Origin of the sequence: Vitreoscilla filiformis (assembly GCF_002222655.1) — a bacterium.
Lineage (GTDB): Bacteria > Pseudomonadota > Gammaproteobacteria > Burkholderiales > Burkholderiaceae_C > Ideonella > Ideonella filiformis.
In genome coordinates this window covers 1,646,011-1,665,732 of record NZ_CP022423.1, presented here as the reverse complement: position 1 = coordinate 1,665,732, position 19,722 = coordinate 1,646,011, and the positions used below count along the sequence as shown (strand labels likewise).

Here is a 19,722-nt window from a genome sequence, read left to right as displayed (position 1 = left end):
AGGAGACACGCATGAGCACGATCAACTACAGCGAAAAAATCCCGAACAACGTCAACCTTTCGGAAGACAAGACGCTGCAACGCGCCCTCGAACACTGGCAGCCCAACTACCTGAACTGGTGGAATGACATGGGGCCGGATGGCTCCAACAACTTCGACGTGTACCTGCGCACCGCCGTGAGCGTGGACGCCGATGGCTGGGCGCAGTTCGGCCACGTCAAGATGCCGGACTACCGCTGGGGCATCTTCCTGAACCCGAAGGAGGAAGGCCGGCAAGTTAACTTCGGTGAACACAAGGGCGAAGCCGCTTGGCAGGATGTGCCCGGCGAGCACCGCGCCAACCTGCGCCGCATCATCGTCACGCAGGGTGACACCGAACCGGCGTCGGTGGAACAACAGCGCCACCTGGGCCTCACCTGCCCCAGCCAGTACGACTTGCGCAACCTCTTCCAAGTCAACGTGGAAGAAGGCCGCCACCTGTGGGCGATGGTGTACCTGCTGCACAAGTACTTTGGCCGCGATGGCCGCGAGGAAGCCGAAGCGCTGCTGGATCGCCGCAGTGGCGACAGCGACAACCCGCGCATCCTGCAAGCCTTCAACGAGCCGACGCCGGACTGGTTGAGCTTCTACATGTTCACCTACTTCACCGACCGCGACGGCAAGTTCCAGTTGTGCGCGCTCGCTGAATCCGGCTTTGACCCGCTGGCTCGCACCACCAAGTTCATGCTGACGGAAGAAGCGCACCACATGTTTGTGGGCGAATCCGGCGTGAGCCGCGTGATTGCCCGCACCTGCCAGGTGATGAACGAGCTGAAGACGGATGACCCGGCCAAGATCCGCGCCGCTGGCGTGATCGACCTGCCGACCATCCAGCGTTACCTGAACTTCCACTTCTCGGTGACGATCGACCTGTTTGGCGCGGATGAGTCCAGCAATGCGGCCATCTTCTACAACTCGGGGCTGAAGGGCCGCTACGAGGAAACCAAGCGCGGCGATGACCATCGTCTGCAAGGCCAAACCTACAAAGTGCTGGGCCTGAAGGAAGGCCACTTGATCGAACGCGAAGTGCCGATGCTCAACGCCCTGAACGAAGTGCTGCGCGACGACTACATCAAGGATTCCATCGGGGGTGTGCAGCGCTGGAACAAGGTGATCGAGAAGGCCGGCATCCCGTTCAAGCTGCAAGCGCCGCACAAGGCGTTCAACCGCAAGATCGGCACGCTGGCCGGCGCGCACATCTCGCCGGATGGCCGCGCCGTGAGCGCCACCGAGTTTGCCGCCCGCCAGAACGAGTGGCTGCCTTCGGTGGAAGACCGCGCTTTTGTGGCCAGCTTGATGGGCCGCGTCACCGAAGCCGGCAAGTTCGCCAATTGGATTGCGCCGCCCGTCATGGGCATCAACCGCCAGCCGGTGGATTTTGATTACGTGCGCTTCAACTAAAAACCAAAAAGCCCAAGAGAGCCCGCCGCCATGAACGCCCCGATGCCTGCCGTGCTGCGCCAGCACCTGATCGACCCCGAAATCTGCATCCGCTGCAACACTTGCGAGGCCACCTGCCCGGTGGCCGCCATCACCCACGATGACCGCAACTATGTGATTGAGGCGAGCAAGTGCAATTTCTGCATGGCTTGCATCTCGCCTTGCCCGACGGGCTCCATCGACAACTGGCGCCAAGTGCCCGGCGCCAAGGCGTACACGGTGGAAGAGCAGCTCTTGTGGGATGAGCTGCCGCCCGAACTCAGCGCCGAGCAACTGGCGGCGCAGCTCGCCGAGCTGGCCGGCGGTGGCGACGCCGCCGCCGTGGTGGACGCAGTGGCAGCCGCCACGCCCGAAACCCCGGCCACCGACCCGACGGGCGAAGCGGCGTTCAATTCGGCGCAATGGGGTGCGCAGGTGCCGCCGTGGTCCGCCGCGCACCCGTACACCAAACTTTACGGGCCGAAAGCGCCGACCATGGCCACCGTGGTCGGCAACGTCAAGGTGAACGAAGCGGGCACGGAGAACGAAACCCACCACATCGTGCTGGACTTTGGCAGCATGCCCTTCCCGGTGCTGGAAGGCCAGAGCATCGGTGTGATTCCGCCGGGGGTGGACGCGCAAGGCAAGCCGCACCATGCGCGCCAGTACAGCATCGCCAGCCCGCGCAATGGCGAGCGCCCCGGTTACAACAACCTCTCGCTCACGGTGAAGCGGGTGGTGAACGATCCGCAAGGGCGGCCCATTCACGGCGTGGCCAGCAACTACTTGTGCGACGCGGCGGTGGGCGACAAGGTGCAGGTCATCGGCCCCTTCGGTGCCAGTTTCTTGATGCCGAATCACCCGAAATCTCACCTCGTCATGATTTGCACCGGCACCGGTTCGGCCCCGATGCGCGCCATGACGGAATGGCGCCGCCGGCTGCGCCAATCGGGCAAGTTTGAGGGCGGCAAGCTGATGTTGTTTTTCGGCGCCCGCACCCAGGCCGAACTGCCCTATTTCGGCCCACTGACCAGCCTGCCCAAAGACTTCATCGACATCAACCTGGCGTTCAGCCGCACGCCGGGCGCCCCACGTCGTTACGTGCAAGACCTGATGCGCGAGCGGGCCGCCGATTTGGTGGCGCTGCTCAAAGATCCGAACACGTGTTTCTACGTCTGCGGCCTGAAGGCGATGGAAGAAGGCGTGGTGCTGGCGCTGCGTGACATCGCCCAAAACGCCGGCCTGAACTGGGAAACGCTGGGCGCGACGCTCAAAAACGAAGGCCGCTTGCACCTGGAGACCTACTGATGAGCGCCTTGACTGCGAACTGGCAAACGCTGGCCGTGTTGCCCGGTACACGCCCCGGCGTGGTGCGGGTGAGGATGAACCGCCCGCAGGTGTTCAACGCCTTTGACGAGGCCATGATTGCCGAGCTGGACGCGGTGTTTGGCCTGCTGGCCAATGACGACAACGCCCGCGTCATCGTGCTGGAAGGCGCTGGCAAGGCTTTCAGCGCCGGCGCCGATTTGCAGTGGATGCAGCGCGCCAGCCAAGCCGACTTCGAATGGAATTTGGCCGATGCCCGGCGTTTTGCCGGGATGCTTTGGAAAATTCACCATGGCCCGAAACCCACCATCGCCCGCGTGCAAGGCGTGGCGCTGGGCGGCGGCGTGGGGCTGGCGTGTGCGTGTGACTTCGCCATCGCCAGCAGCCGCGCCCAGTTTGCGGTGAGTGAGGCGAAGTTCGGCATCCTGCCTTCGGTGATCGGGCCGTACCTCACGAATGCGGTGGGCAAGCGTCAGGCCATGCGCTTGGCGCTGACAACGAGCCGCATCGGCGCCGCTGAAGCGCACAACATCGGCCTCGTTCAGCAGGTGACGAACGACGATGGCAGCCCGGACGGCGCCGCCGCCGCACTCGACGCCGCCGTCGATGCCCTGGTGGCCGAGCTGCTGGTCGGCGGCCCGAACGCGCAGCGCGAAATCAAAGCGTTGTACGCCCAAATGGCGGTTGGCCCCGTGAGCACCGATGTGCTGGAGCTGACCGCGCAAACCATCGCCCGTGTGCGCGGCACGGACGAGGCCAAAGAAGGGTTTGCCGCTTTCCTCGCCAAACGCCCCGCTGCCTGGGTGCCACAAGAACCAGGAGCCGCCGCATGAGCGCCACCGACTTCAACCTGAGCGGCGTACCGGTGCTGGTGGTGGGTGCCGGCATCATGGGTGCGGGCATTGCGCAGGTGGCGGCACAGGCCGGGCACCCGGTGATGTTGTTTGACGTGAAAGCCGGCGCCGCCGCGCAAGCGCTCGACAAACTCGCCACCAGCCTCCACATGCTGGCCGCCAAAGGCAAGCTGAAACCCGAAGCTGTGGCCGCCACCCTGGCCCGCTTGCGGGCAGTGGACACCTTGACCGAAGCAAAAGACGCCGGCTTGGTGGTGGAAGCCATCCTCGAAAAGCTGGACGCCAAGCGCAGTTTGTTCCGCGAGTTAGAAGGGCGGGTGTCGCCGGCGTGCGTGCTGGCGACCAACACCTCGTCCATCTCAGTGACGGCGATTGCCAACGGCTTGCAGCACCCAGAACGCTTGGTGGGCATGCACTTCTTCAACCCCGTGCCCTTGATGAAACTGGTGGAGGTGGTGAGTGGGCTGCACACCGCGCCAGCCGTGGCGGAGGCGATTCATGCGCTTTCCGGCGCCTGGGGCAAGACGGCGGTGCATGCCAAATCGACGCCTGGGTTCATCGTCAACCGCATTGCGCGTCCGTTTTATGCCGAGACGCTGGCGTTGCTGGCCGAGCAAGCGGGCACGCCGGCGGAGTTGGATGCTTGCTTGCGCGGCGCGGGTTTTCGCATGGGGCCGTGTGAGCTGATGGATTTGATCGGGCACGACACCAATTTTTCGGTAACGCAATCCGTCTACGAAGCCAATTTTTTCGACAAACGCTTTGTGCCTTCGCTGGTGCAGCGTGAGTTGGTGGAGGGTGGGCTGCTGGGGCGCAAGAGTGGGCGCGGTTTTTACGATTACCGGGCGGGGGCTTCTGGCTCGGCGGTGGCCCCCTCTCCCCAACCCCTCTCCCACGAGGGGAGAGGGGCTTTGATTGATGCGCAGGTGGAGGTGACTTTGCATGGCCGTGGCGCGGTGGCCGAGCTGCTGGCCGAGCGGCTGCGCGCCGCCGGCCAAACCTTCAGCACCGATCGAACCACCGCCTGGTGCGGCCTGGTGTTGCGTCAAGCCTCAAATGTCGGTGTGTTTGGCGACGCACTCCCCTCACCCCAACCCCTCTCCCCCGATGGGAGAGGGGCTTTGAAGTCATTTCTCCCTCTCCCCTTGGGGGAGAGGGCCGGGGTGAGGGGACAACACGCCAACGATGACATGACACCAACCCTGCGCCGTGCCAGCACCTGCCAGGTGCTGCGCCTGACGGATGGCCGCCCCGCCGCCCAAGTGGCGATGGAGGAGGCCGTGTCAGATCTCGCGCTGTTTGACCTGCCCACCGCCCAAGCCGGCGCCAACGCATCCCTGTCACAAAGCCCCTCACCCCTCGTGGGAGAGGGGTTGGGGAGAGGGGGCGCCCCACTCGCCTGGACTCCCGCCGTCAGCGCCAGCTCGGCCTGGGTGGCCGCCGCGCCGCAGTGGCTGGCAGCGTTGGGCTTCACGCCGCAACGTCTGGCCGATGCGCCCGGTTTGGCCGTGGCCCGCACCGTGGCCATGCTCATCAACGAGGCGAGCGACGCCGTGCATCAAGGCGTGTGCAGCGAAACCGGGGCGGACACGGCCATGAAACTCGGGGTCAACTACCCCGCCGGGCCGTTTGAATGGCTGGCGCATTGGGGCGCGGCGCCCGTGGTGCGCCTGTTGGACGCGCTGGACGCGCATTACCGGGGCGAGCGTTACCGCGTCAGCCCCCATTTGCGCCAACGGGTGTGGCAGGAAGGCACCCCCGCATGAGCACCCCCATCGACACCGAAACGCTGGCCGAGGGGCTGCGCCTTGAACATCATCCGCAAGGCGTGGTCGAGCTGGTGCTGGGCCCGCCTGGCACGCTGCCGGCGTGCGATGCCCACGCTCACGCGCAACTGGGTACGCTGTGGCGCGGGCTGGCGGCGCGGCCTGGCGTGCGCTGCATCCTCATTCGCTCTGAAGGTAAGGGGTTTTCAGCCGGCGGGCAAATGGCATTGGTGGAGGACATGCTCGCCCGCGAAACCACCCGCCTGCGCGTGATGCGCGAAGCCCGCGATCTGGTGCAAGGCATGATCGATTGTGATCTGCCCATCGTCAGCGCCATCCACGGTGCCGCCGTGGGCGCCGGGGCAGCGCTGGCGCTGCTGGCCGATGTCTCGATCGCAGCGCACAACGCCAAAATCATCGACGGCCACACCAAGCTGGGCGTGGCGGCGGGCGATCATGCTGCCGTCATTTGGCCGCTGCTGTGCGGGATGGCCAAAGCCAAATACCACCTGCTGACCTGCGCCCCATTGAACGGCACCGAAGCCGAACGCATCGGCCTGGTGAGTTTGGCCGTGCCCGAGGACGAGCTGCTGCCACGCGCCCGCGCTGTGGCAGCCTCCCTGGCTGCGGGCAGCCCCACGGCTTTGGCGTGGACCAAACGCAGCTTGAACCACTGGCTGCGTGCAGCTTGGCCGACATTCGAGCATTCGCTGGCGCTGGAAATCCTCAGTTTTACTGGTGCCGATGCACGGGAAGGTCTTGCGGCGCTGCAACACAAGCGCCCACCCCAGTTCGCTTGCCCCGATACTCCGGACTCCTCTTCCTGAGTTGAAAGGATTCACTGTGGACTTCTCCGCCCTTCAGACTTTCTTGAGCACCACCGTGGCCGAACTGGCCGTCAAGGTGCTCGCGTCGATTGCGTTTTGGGTGATTGGCCGCTGGCTCATCGCCAAGGTCGTGGCCCTCACACAGGCTTCACTGAACCGCAGCCAAGTCGATGCGACGCTGTCCAAGTACCTGGGCAGCATCGTGGCCGTGGCGCTGAACATCGCCCTGGTGCTGGGCATCTTGGGCTACTTCGGCATTCAAACCACGTCGTTTGCGGCCTTGTTGGCCGGTGCAGGCGTGGCCATCGGTGCGGCGTGGAGCGGCATGCTCGGCAACTTCGCAGCTGGGGCCTTCATGCTGGTGCTGCGTCCGTTCAAGGTGGGCGACTTCGTCAGCGTCGGTGGGGTGGTCGGCACAGTGCATGAGCTGGGCCTGTTCGCCACCACCTTGGTGACGCCGGACAACGTCCTGACCACCGTCGGCAACTCCAAGGTGTTTGGGGACACAGTGCAAAACTTTAGCGCCCTGCCCGTGCGCCGCGTGGATCGCACCGCCCAACTGGCGGCAGGCGTCGATCCGCTGGACGCCATCGCTCGCCTGCGTGCCGCCGTGGCCAAAATCCCCAACGTCGCCACGAACCCAGCGCCCGATGTGGCCCTGTTGGACATGAACCTCAACGGCTGTGTCATCGCCGTGCGTCCTTACACCCACACCGCGAACTACTGGCAGGTGTACTTTGACACCAACGAAGCCATCGTGCGTGTGGCCAAGGAAGCCGGTTGGCCGGCCCCGATGCCCGCTCAGGTGACGCACATCGTCCAAGGCTGATCCGCTTTTTTCACCCCTTGTTGAACCGTTCCGCATGAAATTCGCAGAGTTCTACGCCGGCCAAGTCATCACCGCTGGCCCCATCGCTTTGAGCGAGCAAGACATCCTCGATTTTGCTCGGCAGTGGGATCCGCAATGGTTCCACACCGATCCCGAGGCAGCGGCACAAGGGCCGTTCGGTGGCTTGATCGCCAGCGGCTGGCAAACCTGTGGTGTGGCCATGCGCCTGGCTTGCGCGGCGGCGCTGGACGGTTCCGAGTCTTACGCCTCGCCTGGGGTGGAAAAAATCCGCTGGCCCAACCCAGTGCGTGCGGGCGAGCCGCTGAGCTTCCGTGCCGAAGTGCAGGAGGTTCGGCGCTCGGCCAAGCGCCCGGAGCTGGGCGTGTTGCGCTGGACCTGGGCGCTGTTTCACGCCGATGGCCGCCAAGCGCTTGAGCTGGACGCTACCAGTCTGTTCAAACTCCCGGTAGATTGACGGGCTCGCCGCCCGTTTTGATTGTTTTTGCAACGGTGCGGGTGGCGGGATTTCCCTCCATTCCATGAGAAAGTGTTCCGAGACATGAGCACCCGCACCAAATACTTGCTCGAAGAAAGTCAAATGCCCAAGGCCTGGTACAACCTCCAGGCCGATCTGCCCGTGCCGCTGCCGCCCGTGCTGCATCCCGGCACGATGCAGCCGGTGGGCCCGGACGATCTGGCACCGTTGTTCCCCATGTCCCTGATCCAGCAGGAGGTGACGACGGAACGCGAGATCGACATCCCCGAGCCGGTGCAAGACATCTACAAACTCTGGCGCCCCGCTCCGCTCTACCGCGCCCATCGGCTGGAAAAGGTGCTGGGCACACCGGCCAAAATTTTCTACAAGTACGAAGGCGTCAGCCCCGCTGGCAGCCACAAGCCCAACACCGCCATCCCGCAGGCGTTTTACAACCAGCAAGCCGGCGTGAAGCGCCTGACGACGGAAACGGGCGCAGGCCAATGGGGCACCTCGCTGTCGTTCGCTGGCAATTTGTTTGGGTTGGAAGTGCTGGTGTTCCAGGTGCGCGTGTCCTACGACCAAAAGCCGTACCGCCGCGCCGTGATGGAAACCTACGGTGCCCGCTGCGTGGCCTCGCCCTCGATGGAAACCGTCTACGGCCGCAGCGTGCTGGCCGAGCACCCGAACCATCCGGGCAGCTTGGGCATCGCCATTTCGGAAGCGGTCGAGCTGGCCGCGCAGCGGGACGACACAAAATACGCCCTGGGCTCGGTGCTGAATCATGTGCTGCTGCACCAAACCGTGATCGGTCTGGAAGCGATGGAGCAGATGCAAATGGCCGACGCTTGGCCGGACGTGGTGGTGGGCTGCACGGGCGGTGGTTCGAACTTCGCGGGCATTGCCTTCCCGTTCATCGGGCATGGGCTGCGTGGCGGGCAAAAGTCGCGCATCGTGGCGGTGGAGCCGGCGGCCTGCCCTTCGCTGACTCGCGGTAAATACGCCTACGACTTCGGCGACACCGGCCACATGACGCCGCTGTCCAAGATGCACACCCTGGGCTCTACCTTCACCCCGCCGGGTTTCCACGCGGGTGGATTGCGTTACCACGGCATGGCGCCGCTGGTGTCGCACGCCAAGGAGCTGGGGTTGATGGAGGCGGTGGCCTACACCCAGGGCGAGTGCTTCGCAGCGGGGGTGACGTTTGCACGGGCCGAGGGCATCGTGCCGGCACCGGAATCGAACCATGCCGTCAAGGGTGCCATCGAGGAGGCGCTGCGCTGCAAGCGGGAAGGCAAGTCCGAGAACATCCTGTTCTGCTTGAGCGGCCACGGGCACTTTGACATGGTGTCCTACCAAAAGTACTTCGCCGGCGAACTCACCGACGAAAGCTACAACGAGCAGGAACTGGCCATGGCGCTGGCCAGCTTGCCCAGCGTGCCGGCGCAAGGCTGACCGGGCGTTGCGCAGCGGCCCTCAGGCCAAACCGGCCAGGCGCCGCTGCCAGCGCTCACGCACGAAATCGATGTGCGCTTGGGCGGCGCTGGCGGCAGCCACAGCGTCACCGCGTTGGACGGCCTGCCAGAGCGCGTCGTGCTGCTGGCACAGGCGCTGGGCTTCTTGCGAATCCGGCGTCAGGTCGGCGATGCTCAGGTGGACGTGCTCGTGCAACAGCGCCAGCAAGGTCGCCACCAACTGGCTGAAGACGGGGTTGCGCGTGGCGTCGGCCAGGGCGCGGTGAAAGGCCACGTCGGCCCGCACTTGGATTTGACGATCCGGCTGGGCATACGCAGCGCTGACTTCGGCGTGAGCCTGGGCGAGCCGGGCCCGATCGTCCGGCGTCGCACGGCGGGCGGCGAGTTCGGCGCAACGCACCTCCAGCATTTCCCGAAACTCCAGCCAGCCTTCCTGCAACAACGGTTGACGTTGCAACAGTTGCGCCCACACATCGCCTTGACGCGCTCCCGGTTGAGCGGCAACGAAGGTGCCGGCACCGTGGCGCTGCTCCACCAGACCGCGCTCAGCCAGCAGACGCAGCGCCTCGCGCAACACCGTGCGCGACACCCCGAGCTCCACCGCCCACACGCGCTCTGGCGGCAAGCGATCACCCGGCAGATGGTGGCGCTCCACGATGGCACGTTCCAAACGCTGGGCGAGTTGATCGGGGAGGCGGGCGTGGAGTTGGTGTTTCATGGCAAAACGTCGGAAAACATTGGTCTGACCACTTCACCCCCCAGTGTCGCTGGGCGCACCATGCCGCGCCATCCCCATTCGCCGCCGCCCAGGACGTTTGCCATGCCCGCAGCCTCGCCCTCTTCCCCGTCACCCCGTCCCGCACGGGTTTATTTTTTCGCCACCTGCGTGGTGGATGTCTTCGCTCCCCAAGCCGGGTTGGACGCCATTGAGCTGATTCGCCGCGCCGGCATCGCGGTGGACTTCCCCGAAGGCCAAAGCTGCTGCGGCCAGCCGGCGTACACCAGCGGCTATACCGCCGAGGCGCGTCAGGTGGCGGCGGCGCAGTTGGCGCTGTTTCCGCTGGATCAACCGATCGTCGTGCCGTCCGGTTCCTGCGGCGGGATGATGGTGCATCACTGGCCGCTGCTGTTCGCCGACGATGCCGCGCTGCACGCCCAAGCCCAGGCCGTGGCGGCGCGTGTGGTGGAGTTCAGCCACTTTGCGCGGGATGTGCTGGGGCTGGCCGAGTTCGCCCAGGCCAGCCAAGCCGCCCAGGCGCAGCGCCCGGTGAAAGTGGCCCTGCACACCTCCTGTTCAGCGCGGCGCGAAATGGGTGTTCACTTGCCCAGCCGGGCGTTGCTGGCGGCGCTGCCAGGCGTCGAAGTGGTTCAGCAAGCGCGGGAAGCGGAATGCTGCGGCTTTGGTGGCACGTTTTCCGCCCGGCATCCGGCGATTTCCGGCGCGATGGTGGCCGACAAACTCGCCAGCGTGCGCGACGCCGGCGCCGAAGTGCTGGTGAGCGCCGACTGCGGCTGCCTGCTCAACCTGCACCACGCCGCGCAAAAGGCCGGCGGTTGCGATGCGGGGCAACCGCGTTGCGTGCATCTGGGCAGTTTTTTGCGGGAACGCTTGGGGTTGCCCGGCGCCGCACACCACGTCACCGACTGAGGTTCCACCATGACGCTGCTTGATGCCACCGCTTCCGCCGCTGCCCGCCGCGCCATCCTCGCTCGTCTGCGGGGCGCAGCGCCGGCCCAGCCGCTGCCAACGCCCGACCTGGCGCCGTTCTTCCAAAGCCCATTTGGCCGAGGGGTGCAGGGGGAACGCCCCGCTCCTGCCGACTTGATCGCCCCGTTTGAGGCCGCCGCCCGGGGCTGGCGGGCCGAGGTGCTGCACGCCAGCCCCGCGAACTGGCCGGCTGCCGTGCAGCAGGTGTTGCAGCAGCGCGGCTGCCGGCATTTGGCGGTGGGGCAGGGTTTTCCGGGGCTGCACGCGCTCACCGCGCAACTGGCGCCCCAGCTTGGCCACGGGTTGACGCTGCACCCCTTCGCCTCGCCGCTGGAGGACTGGAAGCCACAACTGTTCGACCAGATCGACGCCGGCCTGACCTGCGCCGCTGCCGGCGTGGCCGACACGGGCAGCTTGGTGCTGCAACCGGGGCCGGGCGAGCCACGCACGCTGTCGCTGGTGCCACCGCTGCACATTGCGGTGCTGCCGGCCCGCCGGCTGTATGCCAGCCTGGCCGCTGCTTGGTCGGCGCTGCAACCGCAAGCCGACATGCCCACCAACCTGCTGCTCATCTCTGGCCCGAGCAAAACCGCCGACATCCAGCAAGTGCTGGCCTTCGGTGCCCACGGCCCGAAGGAATTGGTGATCGTGCTGGTGAACGATTTGCAGAACGACTCGGAGGTTTGCGCATGAACACCCCCCACACCAAGCCGGTGCATGAAGCCCCGCTGACCTTCGTCGATCCGCGCCACTTCAAGGCCAACACCCAGGTGGCGGTGGACGATGCCCATCTGCGCAAGAGCTTCCGCAGCGCAATGGATTTTCTGCAAACCAAGCGCGCCGCCCACTTCGGCACCGCGCAAGGCGCACTGCCCCCCGATGGCCCCGCCGAAGTGCGCGACGCCAAAACCGCATTCGAAACCCTGCGCCGCCAGGGCGAAGCCATCCGCCAATACAGCCTGTCCAAACTGCCGGATTTGCTGGAGCAGCTCGACGCCCAGTTGACCGCACGCGGCGTGCAAGTGCATTGGGCCAGCACGCCGGCGGAGGCCAACGCCTTGTTTCTCGCCATCGCGCAGCAGCATGGGGCGCGGGGGATGGTGAAGGGCAAGTCGATGGTGAGCGAGGAAATCGAGCTGAACCACCGCATGGCCGAGCACGGCATCACTTGCTTGGAAAGCGACATGGGCGAGTACATCGTCCAACTCGCGGGCGAGCGGCCCAGCCACATCATCATGCCAGCCATCCACAAAACCAAGCAGCAGATTGCCGAACTGTTCGCGCAGCACATTCCCGGCACGAGCTACACCGAGGATGTGGATGAGCTGATCGCCACGGGCCGGCGCGTGCTGCGCCACGAGTTCCGCGATGCCAAGATCGGTGTGTCCGGCGTGAACTTTTTGGTGGCGGAAACCGGCTCGCTGGTGCTGGTGGAAAACGAAGGCAATGGCCGCATGTGTACCACGGTGCCTGAGGTTCACATCGCCATCACCGGCATTGAGAAGGTGGTCGAAAAACTGGAACACGTGCTGCCGCTTTACGCCTTGCTCACGCGCTCAGCCACCGGCCAGGCGGTGACGACTTACCTCAACGTCATCACGGGCCCGCGCCGCGTCCAAGGCGAAGCGCCCGAGCTGGACGGCCCGCGTGAGCTGCACCTCATCTTGCTGGACAACGGACGCAGCCAAGCCTACCGCGAGGCCGATTTCCGCCCGACGCTGCAATGCATCCGCTGCGGCGCGTGCATGAACCATTGCCCGGTGTATGCGCGCATCGGCGGCTTGGCGTATGGCACGACCTACCCCGGCCCCATCGGCTCCATCATTTCGCCGCACTTGATGGGCCTGGACCCGACGCAAGATTTGCCCACCGCCAGCAGCCTGTGCGGTGCCTGCGGCGAGGTGTGCCCGGTGGGCATCCCGATTCCTGAGCTGTTGATGCAACTGCGCCACGCGGCCAAGCACGAAGCCGAGCCGGGCCATGCGCCCTTGGCCGGCCAAGCCAGCGCCCGCGATTGGAAAGAGGAAGCAGCGTGGAAAACCTGGGCCAAACTCAGCAGCTCACCGACGCTGTATCGAAACTTCGTCGGGTTGGCCGGGCGCTTGAGTTGGTTGACGCCGCCTTGGCAAGCCGGGTGGACGGCGCATCGGACGCCGCTGAAGCCGGCATCGCAAAGCTTGCGGGCGAGGTTGAAGGGGGCTGGCCTGGAGTGAGTCACCCCAGGTTCTGCGTCAGCACGACTGCTTGCCCAGCTGCCCCCTTACGGGTCGAGCCTGGGCAACTACGACACGATCTTTAACATCGGTCTTTTGCCACTGCTGGTCGGAGTTGGAGGGGGCTGAGTGACCAACTCGCCGACCAATGACTCGATCTCATCAAGCGGAACATGCAACTCAGCCGCTATGCGATCCTTGGTAATGCCATCTTTCCAGAGCTCGTCAAAGAGCATCTTCCACAGCACAGACTTCTCACGCTCTAGGCCCTGAGGCTCTGCCGTTCTGTATCCCAGCGAACTCATTTGCTTGCAAAGATCACGGTAGTACCAGTCTGAGATCAGGCCCGAGTCGAAGGCTGCGCGTGCAAGTGCAGCGACTGACACGCCCCAGCGGCTCTTTGCCGAAACCAACTGCGCGAGTGAGTTAACCCGTCCCAAGTGACTGATCAGATCACCTCGGTTGATCAAAAACGCTGAAGCGAACCTGTCAGCTTCTGTCTCAACGTTCCTACTGCCGTTCGTGGTGCCATGCACATGAAGCACCAGATGGCCGAGTTCATGGGCAGCATCAAAGCGGCTCCGCTCAGCAGACTTGAACGTATTCAGAAAGATGTAGGGCACGTCCCCTCGCCAGCATGAGAACGCGTCGACGTGTTTGTGTTGCTCGGCTAGCGAAAATATGCGCACCCCCTTGGACTCAAGCAACTTAACCATGTGCCCGATAGGCTTGGCACCCATGCCCCAATGGCTACGCAAGGCCCCAGCCGCAGCGATCGGATCCTCATCGCGTAAATCCAGCAACTGGACAGCAGGTAGTTCGAAGCGATCCGCTACCCAAGCATGCAGTTCGAAAGCCAGATCGCCCGCAGCAAGAGCAGCGTCGCGCTGACGCGCTGTGAGCGACGACAGACTGCGAAAACTAACAGCCTCAGAGTTCAGTGCCTCACTGTCACAGAGATAGAAAAATTCCGCTGGGTAATTCAAGGCTTGGGCCAGGGATCGCACAGTGTCTCCGCCGGGTTCCGGTGTCTCGCCTGCTTCCAGGCGAGTCAGCGTTAGGGCCGTCAGGCGCGCTTTCTCGGCCAACTCTTTCTTGGTGAGCTGTCTGCGCTTTCGAGCGAGCGTGAGCCTGCTCCCGTTAAACATACGTTTCGACTTCCATTTTCACTTCCTCGCGATGCGAACCTCGTGCTCCACCGAGTCACTGTCATCTTCAGGACGATCTACCGGCTCGACCGTCGGGGCGATGTCTTCGTCGACAACCCAGATGCGCTCGCTGAAGCCAGCGAACTGACTGCCCTGAAAGACCTCAGGGCATGACACTTCAGCCCTCAGCTTCTTGTCATCCGTACTTACGCATACCACCCACACCGTCGGCGTACTGCCGATCGCGTCCACTGACTCGGGAGCTTCGCGACCGAAAAGCTCACCCTGACCACCCAAACCATTCTGAATGAGCTTGCGCGAGCCGGCGCCCTTGCCGGAGATGGCCTGAGGGTTAGGTTCCGTGCAAGCTGCGTCGACGTTCTGGAAACAGATTTGGATGCCCAGTTTGTCGTTGACGGTCGATTCAACGTTACCGGCCCGGCTCATACGCCAGCCGCTGACTTTGAGCAGCTCCATACGAGTGGCGCGCACACCGTGGATATAGGCCAACATGCCTGGCGCGTTAGTAGGGTCGATCTCCAGCGCTTCGGCTTTCGCTGCGGCCACTCGACGGGCAATGAGCCTGACGATTTCTGTTGTCAGCCCCAGCTTGCGCAACCGGTGGCGAACCTCAGAGTCTTGATTGAAGACAACGGATTTTTGCTGCTGCATTAAATCGACCCAAATGTTGATTTTTGACAGCAACAGTGTAGCTTGAAAAAATAAACAAGTAAGACAACTATTCCAAGGCGTCTAGCGTGGATCGGATTGGGGAGCTGCTGCTGCGCCAGCAGACGGCGCAGACCGGCCCGGGGGCGTGAGCGCCCTCAGGCCGAACGTTGACGCCGACACGCCTCACTGCAATACCGCACCGCCTCCCAATTTTTCGCCCAAGCCCGGCGCCAGCTCATGGGTCGGCCACAGACGGCGCAGGGTTTGCTGGGCAGGTGTTGTTTATGGCCCCGCCACGGCTGGCTGGTGTTGGCAGGGCGCTTCACACCACGCCCTCCAGCACCGACGCCGCCAGCGCCTGCCCAGACAGCCACGCCCCCTCCACCCCGTAACCCCCGAGAAAATCACCACATACTCCCAGCCCTTGGGTGGCGTCCCACCAGCAAGCGGGCAGATCGCGGGCCGGATCGGGTTGGGTCAGGGCATAACGCCAGCGGTGAACGGTGACATGGTGCCAGCGCAACGGCTGTCCCAGCACCTGCGCCAGCGCCTCTTGCAACTGCGCCTGCACCCCAGCGGGTGAGTGCTCCAAATGCGCTTGGCTCCACTGCACCCGGGCGTGGGCCACCCAATGCGCTTGATCGGCGGGCGCCATGGCCCGACCCGGTCGGGCACGGTGTTGCACGATGCGCGCCAGCGGGCCGCTGTCCGGCAACGCCATGTCCCAAGCAGCAGGGCGGCCCGGAGCTTCGCTCACCCCCAGCAGCGTCCAACAGGGCGACATGGGCGTGGCCTCGGCCTGCTCAGCCCAATCGACACGCCACGGGCGCAGCAACACCGCCGCTTGCGCAGGTGGCATCGCCAGCATCACCGCATCGAACACCCTCGGTAAGCGCTCTCCGGCGCACGACACCTGCCAGCCCGCGCTCCCATCCTCTGCTGATTTGATCGCCGTCACCGTGTGCTGCCACAGCCGCGTCAGCGCGGGTGCATCCAACAGGCGCTGGCACAGCGTCGGCATGGTGGGCACCGCCACATAGTGGAGCGACACCGGCGCAGCGCCCCCGCTGCGCCCGCCCACGATGCGGGGTTGCCACGCCGCCAACCATCCCGCTGTCAAAGCGGCGTCCACAAACTGGCGCATGGCCGCGCTGCGTGCATCGAACCACGGCGTGCCGTGATCCAAACCGCACACATGCGCTTGCCCCTGCGCATCGAACCATTCGACGCGCCGGGTGGCCAGCCGGCCACCGGGGCCACGCGCCTTGTCCAACACGGTGACGTTGTGGCCCGCTTCGGCCAAGGCCCGCGCACACGCCGCCCCCGCCAAGCCCGCCCCGACCACCGCCACTTGACGCGGCTTACCTTGCTGATTTGTCCATGTTTTCATGGTCAGCAGGGTACTTAATTCCGTGTCATGATGGCAATTCATCACGAATTCACGGTCAAACCACCGCCATACTCGGATTCAATATGACGTCAGAATCTTCCTCCAGCGCCCGTTTCCGCAGCGGCGCCGTGGCCCGCATGTTGGGCATGCCAGTGGCCACGCTGCGGGTGTGGGAACGGCGTTACGCCGTCTGCTCGCCTGAACTGACCCCCAGCGGCCAGCGCCTGTACAGCGCCACCGACATCGAACGCCTGGCCCTGCTCAAACGCCTGACCGACGCCGGCCACGCCATTGGCCGCTTGGCCGGGCTGGATCGGACGCAACTGCAAGCCGCCGCCAGCACCCACGCCAACACCTTGGCCGCCGCCGTGCCCACCGCCCCGCCACCGTCCATGCCCGAAGCGGTGCGCGTGGTGGTCATCGGCCCAGCGTTGGGAACGCGCCTGCAACGCCCAGCCGTGCAACGCGCCAGCGGACGCACCTTGCATGTCCTCGGCACATTCGAGCAAGCCGATGCGATCGGCCCGTTTGCGCTCGAAACCCCGCCGGATCTGCTGCTGCTGGCGTGGCCCACGCTGACGCTGGAACGTTGGCACGCCTGGCGCACCGGACTGGCCCACCAAAGCCCTGCGCTGCTGAACGTGCCCTGTGCGGTGTTCTACGGCTTTGCCGCCACCGCCGATTGCGATGCGTTACGCCGCCAAGGCGTGACCCTGCTGCGCAGCCCCCAGGACGACGACACCCTGGGGCGATGGTTGGGCCAACAACGGGCCCGCCTGCCGCATGACGCGACGGCAGCCTCCCCGTTGCCCCCGCCCCGCCGCTGGTCGGACGCGGCGCTGGTGGACATCGCGGGGCTGTCTTCCACGGTGGCGTGTGAGTGTCCGCGCCACATCGCTGAGTTGCTGATCCAGCTCTCCCACTTTGAGGCTTACAGCGCCGAATGCGAGCACCGCAGCCCCGCCGACGCAGCCTTACACCACCATCTTTGGCGGGTGACCGCCCAAGCGCGGGCGAGTTTCGAAGCGGCTTTGGAGCACGTCGCCCGTCACGAGGGGTTGCTGTTGCCCGCACCGGGCGCCGATTGAACTTCAGGCGCGGTTGTTCGTGAGGAGCGTCGCCGGCGCCACAGTTGGCGTCCTCCTGCGCCCAGCGCCACCAGCCCCAATCCCCAGGGCAGGGCATACGCCACCGCCGTGATCACCCCTGCGACGGCTTCGGCCAAGTGGGTGCCGAAAGCGGCCAACGCCTCACGCACCGGCTCGGCCACCGGGCGCGTTTGGATCGACTGAATCGAGATCGTCACCAGCTCCGTCTGCACCCGCTTCAGCAGGAAAGCACGCTCTCCGGTGACGGCCTCCAGCTCGGTTTGCACCTGCGTCCATTCCTTGGCGATTTTCATCGCCGTCTCGATGTCTTGCGATGACTTGGCGCGCAACGCTTCAAGCTGGGTTCGGTACGCCGTGAGCATGGCGACGCGCTTGTCGGCCTCGGCCATGGGCTGGGCCAAGTCTTCCACCGTCGTGGCTTGAGAAGCCACCGCCCCCAAGCGGCTCATCTGCGCCAGCAGCGGTTTGACAGCAGCTTGGCCCACGCGCATGCGCACCGTCCCTTGGGCCCGCTCCGATGTCACATCCAAGCGGGACTCCAGCAGGGTGCATCCCCCCTGCGCCACCTCGGCACACAATTTCACCAGCCGGGCGTGCTGTGTGGCCACTTGGGCATCGGGCACATCCAGCGTCAGTTGGTGCTCGTAGGCCAAGAACGACGCCGGCGCCACCGGTGCTGCTGCCGTCTGCCCCACCGCGTCCGCAGCCACCGCCACGTCGCTTTCGTGGCGCGACAGCCCCATCTGGCGCGTCTCCGCCATCGGGGCGGCGGCCTCCTGGCGTGGCCCGCAGCCCACCAACAAGGCGGCAGCCAAGCAGGGCAGCAGGGTTTTTCGATGTGTCATGACGGGGCTCCGGACAGCAGCGGCATCGGCCTCAATACTGCTTTTTGCAGAAGTCAGCGTTCTTTTCGACGCGCACAGCCGTTGTCACCAACGAAGCCGCCGAAGTGGGCCAGTGAGCGCTCACCAAATTGGTCTTGGGCAACCAGGCGTAAGACACGCAATCCGATTGGTTGCCCCCCAGGATCAGATACCCGTCATCACTTTCACCGGCGTAAAACCCCACATGGCCTTTGCCGCTGCTGGGGGAATCGCGCCAAAACACCATCACGGCCCCCAGGCGCGGATCGGTGCGGGTGCCAAACTTCTCCCACTGCCGCGCTCCCAGAGGGTTGCCCGGCAGCGGCTCTTGCGTCAGGGTCGAACCGATGCAATGGGCGGTGAACAGGCCGCACCAAGGAATGTCGTCATCGCCATATTTCAAATCGAGCATGTCCGCCCAGCTCAGGATTTGCTCGTTGCTGGCAGCACCCGTCGTCTCCTTGACGCCCAGCAGCTTGCGGGCTTCCTCCAACCACGGCAGGAAAATTTCCAGCGGCGCGTTTTGCGCCGATGCGCCCGACGGCTCAGCAGCAGGGGCAGCAGGCGCCGAGCCGTCCGCAGGAGGTGCAGCCACGGGAACCGGCGGCACTTCGTCCTTGATTTCGATGTACCCCGGGAACAACTTGCTCAGCGTGGCTGGGCCAAAAAGGCCATCGGGCACCAGATCGTTGTTCATTTGGAACGATTTGAGCGCTTCCATGGTGCGGCGCCCCCATTGGCCGTCCACGGGGCCGGGGTCGAAACCCAGGGCTTGCAGATTTTTCTGAATTTCGAGAATGGTCGGTTGGCTCATTTTTTGCTCCGGGTCAAAGGAGAGAAGGCCCGTGACTTTAGGGTCATGCGGAAGCCCTTGCCATCGGGTTAACTCTTGACGTCCCCACCTGCTTTGACGGGTGGATCTTCGTCTTCAATTTGATCTGCCAGTTTATCCAGGATATTGGGAATGAGTTTCTCAGAAAACCCCGCCACAAACGCCCACAGCAGCGCCTTGGCCGCATCAATGGCGGTTTTGGGGGTGATGCTGAAGATACTGCCAAAGTTCGCGTAATGCTCATCGGCCCCGGTGAATTCGGGGAAAAGTGAACCTTGCAGCATCCCGGTCAGGAAAAAAGCATAACAAATCCATCCCAGCAACCCCGCGACGATCGGCGTGATGTAGATCTGGATGATGGCGTTGGTCGTCACCCGGGTGGGGGCCACGTCCTTGAGCCGGAAATAGGTGCTGATGACCCCACCCCCGGCGCCCGTGAGAAAAATGGCCAGCGTCAGCGGCACATCGGCCCCGGAGGTGCCCGACCATAGCATGTTGGCAATCGTCAAAAAAATGATGAACGGCGGCACACAAGCATGGGCAAACCCATTTTTCAACAGAGGAATCGATTGGATTTTCTCCAAAGGTTTGCTCAGTGGGATCGACTTGAGCTGGCTCAACTTGCTGGTTGGCTTGGTTGGGGTCATACCGGTCACCATTTCATCGGTTTTGTCGGACAAAATAGCACAACATCCCCTTCTGCTGATGGTCTCCCCCCAGCACCTGCCGAGGCGGATGCCTGCCCCGTTCTTCACGCCCACTTCACACGAAAGTGCCC

The 19,722-nt window shown here is 64.5% G+C and carries 20 protein-coding genes; 12 read left to right on the top strand and 8 right to left on the bottom strand.

Annotation, left to right across the window (positions count from 1 at the left end; translation table 11 throughout):
* Positions 1 to 11 precede the first annotated feature (11 nt).
* From boxB to VITFI_RS07870, 8 genes are all read left to right on the top strand, one after another.
* On the top strand, positions 12 to 1,439 hold the full coding sequence (gene boxB, locus VITFI_RS07910) for a benzoyl-CoA 2,3-epoxidase subunit BoxB (RefSeq protein ID WP_089416483.1): 1,428 nt from the start codon (positions 12 to 14) through the stop codon (positions 1,437 to 1,439).
* A gap of 30 nt (positions 1,440 to 1,469) precedes the next feature.
* The gene (gene boxA / locus VITFI_RS07905) at positions 1,470 to 2,765 is read left to right on the top strand and encodes a benzoyl-CoA 2,3-epoxidase subunit BoxA (protein WP_089416482.1); all 1,296 of its coding nucleotides are present in this window, start codon (positions 1,470 to 1,472) and stop codon (positions 2,763 to 2,765) included.
* A complete protein-coding gene (locus VITFI_RS07900; protein ID WP_089416481.1) occupies positions 2,765 to 3,616 on the top strand; it encodes an enoyl-CoA hydratase-related protein in 852 nt (283 codons plus the stop codon). Before boxA ends, VITFI_RS07900 begins: the two co-directional genes overlap by 1 nt.
* Complete coding sequence (locus VITFI_RS18180) at positions 3,613 to 5,403, top strand: 3-hydroxyacyl-CoA dehydrogenase NAD-binding domain-containing protein (protein WP_198301677.1); 1,791 nt, start codon at positions 3,613 to 3,615, stop codon at positions 5,401 to 5,403. Before VITFI_RS07900 ends, VITFI_RS18180 begins: the two co-directional genes overlap by 4 nt.
* Positions 5,400 to 6,230, top strand: coding sequence for an enoyl-CoA hydratase/isomerase family protein (locus VITFI_RS07885; protein ID WP_089416480.1), 831 nt, complete (start codon positions 5,400 to 5,402; stop codon positions 6,228 to 6,230). Before VITFI_RS18180 ends, VITFI_RS07885 begins: the two co-directional genes overlap by 4 nt.
* A 43-nt stretch (positions 6,231 to 6,273) precedes the next feature.
* The gene (locus VITFI_RS07880; protein ID WP_232476687.1) at positions 6,274 to 7,059 is read left to right on the top strand and encodes a mechanosensitive ion channel family protein; all 786 of its coding nucleotides are present in this window, start codon (positions 6,274 to 6,276) and stop codon (positions 7,057 to 7,059) included.
* 34 nt (positions 7,060 to 7,093) lie between these two features.
* Positions 7,094 to 7,534, top strand: a complete 441-nt coding sequence (locus VITFI_RS07875) for a MaoC family dehydratase (RefSeq protein ID WP_089416478.1) — start codon at positions 7,094 to 7,096, stop codon at positions 7,532 to 7,534.
* Positions 7,535 to 7,618: 84 nt separating this feature from the next.
* The gene (locus VITFI_RS07870) at positions 7,619 to 8,989 is read left to right on the top strand and encodes a TrpB-like pyridoxal phosphate-dependent enzyme (RefSeq protein ID WP_089416477.1); all 1,371 of its coding nucleotides are present in this window, start codon (positions 7,619 to 7,621) and stop codon (positions 8,987 to 8,989) included.
* Between the two features lie 21 nt (positions 8,990 to 9,010).
* On the opposite strand, the gene VITFI_RS07865 is transcribed toward VITFI_RS07870, so the two are convergent.
* The gene (locus VITFI_RS07865) at positions 9,011 to 9,727 is read right to left on the bottom strand and encodes a FadR/GntR family transcriptional regulator (protein ID WP_089416476.1); all 717 of its coding nucleotides are present in this window, start codon (positions 9,725 to 9,727) and stop codon (positions 9,011 to 9,013) included.
* 102 nt (positions 9,728 to 9,829) lie between these two features.
* Between VITFI_RS07865 and VITFI_RS07860 the strand changes: the two genes are divergently transcribed.
* The 3 genes from VITFI_RS07860 to VITFI_RS07850 are packed head-to-tail and all read left to right on the top strand — an operon-like array spanning position 9,830 to position 12,930.
* Complete coding sequence (locus VITFI_RS07860) at positions 9,830 to 10,657, top strand: (Fe-S)-binding protein (RefSeq protein ID WP_198301675.1); 828 nt, start codon at positions 9,830 to 9,832, stop codon at positions 10,655 to 10,657.
* 9 nt (positions 10,658 to 10,666) lie between these two features.
* Entirely contained in the window at positions 10,667 to 11,410 is a 744-nt protein-coding gene (locus VITFI_RS07855) for a LutC/YkgG family protein (RefSeq protein WP_089416474.1), read from the top strand.
* Complete coding sequence (locus tag VITFI_RS07850; RefSeq protein ID WP_089416473.1) at positions 11,407 to 12,930, top strand: lactate utilization protein B; 1,524 nt, start codon at positions 11,407 to 11,409, stop codon at positions 12,928 to 12,930. Before VITFI_RS07855 ends, VITFI_RS07850 begins: the two co-directional genes overlap by 4 nt.
* A 68-nt stretch (positions 12,931 to 12,998) precedes the next feature.
* Here VITFI_RS07850 and VITFI_RS07845 read toward each other — a convergent pair whose 3' ends face one another.
* The 4 genes from VITFI_RS07845 to VITFI_RS07830 all read right to left on the bottom strand — a co-directional run bounded on the left by VITFI_RS07845 (position 12,999) and on the right by VITFI_RS07830 (position 16,140).
* The gene (locus tag VITFI_RS07845; RefSeq protein ID WP_089416472.1) at positions 12,999 to 14,078 is read right to left on the bottom strand and encodes a helix-turn-helix domain-containing protein; all 1,080 of its coding nucleotides are present in this window, start codon (positions 14,076 to 14,078) and stop codon (positions 12,999 to 13,001) included.
* An 18-nt stretch (positions 14,079 to 14,096) separates the two neighbouring features.
* Positions 14,097 to 14,783: a hypothetical protein gene (locus VITFI_RS07840; protein WP_198301674.1), complete on the bottom strand. Its 687-nt coding sequence runs from the start codon at positions 14,781 to 14,783 to the stop codon at positions 14,097 to 14,099.
* Positions 14,784 to 14,905: 122 nt separating this feature from the next.
* Positions 14,906 to 15,076, bottom strand: coding sequence for a DUF2256 domain-containing protein (locus VITFI_RS18655; protein ID WP_157725602.1), 171 nt, complete (start codon positions 15,074 to 15,076; stop codon positions 14,906 to 14,908).
* Positions 15,073 to 16,140 carry an NAD(P)/FAD-dependent oxidoreductase gene (locus VITFI_RS07830; RefSeq protein WP_157725601.1) on the bottom strand — a complete coding sequence of 356 codons (1,068 nt, stop codon included), beginning with the start codon at positions 16,138 to 16,140 and terminating at the stop codon, positions 15,073 to 15,075. Before VITFI_RS07830 ends, VITFI_RS18655 begins: the two co-directional genes overlap by 4 nt.
* Positions 16,141 to 16,223: 83 nt before the next feature.
* Here VITFI_RS07830 and VITFI_RS07825 point away from each other — a divergent pair, with 83 nt between their 5' ends.
* On the top strand, positions 16,224 to 17,228 hold the full coding sequence (locus tag VITFI_RS07825; RefSeq protein ID WP_089416470.1) for a MerR family transcriptional regulator: 1,005 nt from the start codon (positions 16,224 to 16,226) through the stop codon (positions 17,226 to 17,228).
* Here the strand turns inward: VITFI_RS07825 and VITFI_RS07820 are convergent.
* From VITFI_RS07820 to VITFI_RS07810, 3 genes are all read right to left on the bottom strand, one after another.
* Positions 17,189 to 18,094: a DUF4349 domain-containing protein gene (locus VITFI_RS07820; RefSeq protein WP_089416469.1), complete on the bottom strand. Its 906-nt coding sequence runs from the start codon at positions 18,092 to 18,094 to the stop codon at positions 17,189 to 17,191. The genes VITFI_RS07825 and VITFI_RS07820 overlap by 40 nt on opposite strands.
* A gap of 31 nt (positions 18,095 to 18,125) precedes the next feature.
* A complete protein-coding gene (locus tag VITFI_RS07815) occupies positions 18,126 to 18,926 on the bottom strand; it encodes an NlpC/P60 family protein (protein ID WP_089416468.1) in 801 nt (266 codons plus the stop codon).
* A gap of 68 nt (positions 18,927 to 18,994) precedes the next feature.
* Positions 18,995 to 19,699, bottom strand: coding sequence for a hypothetical protein (locus VITFI_RS07810; protein ID WP_198301673.1), 705 nt, complete (start codon positions 19,697 to 19,699; stop codon positions 18,995 to 18,997).
* Between the last annotated feature and the right edge of the window lie 23 nt (positions 19,700 to 19,722).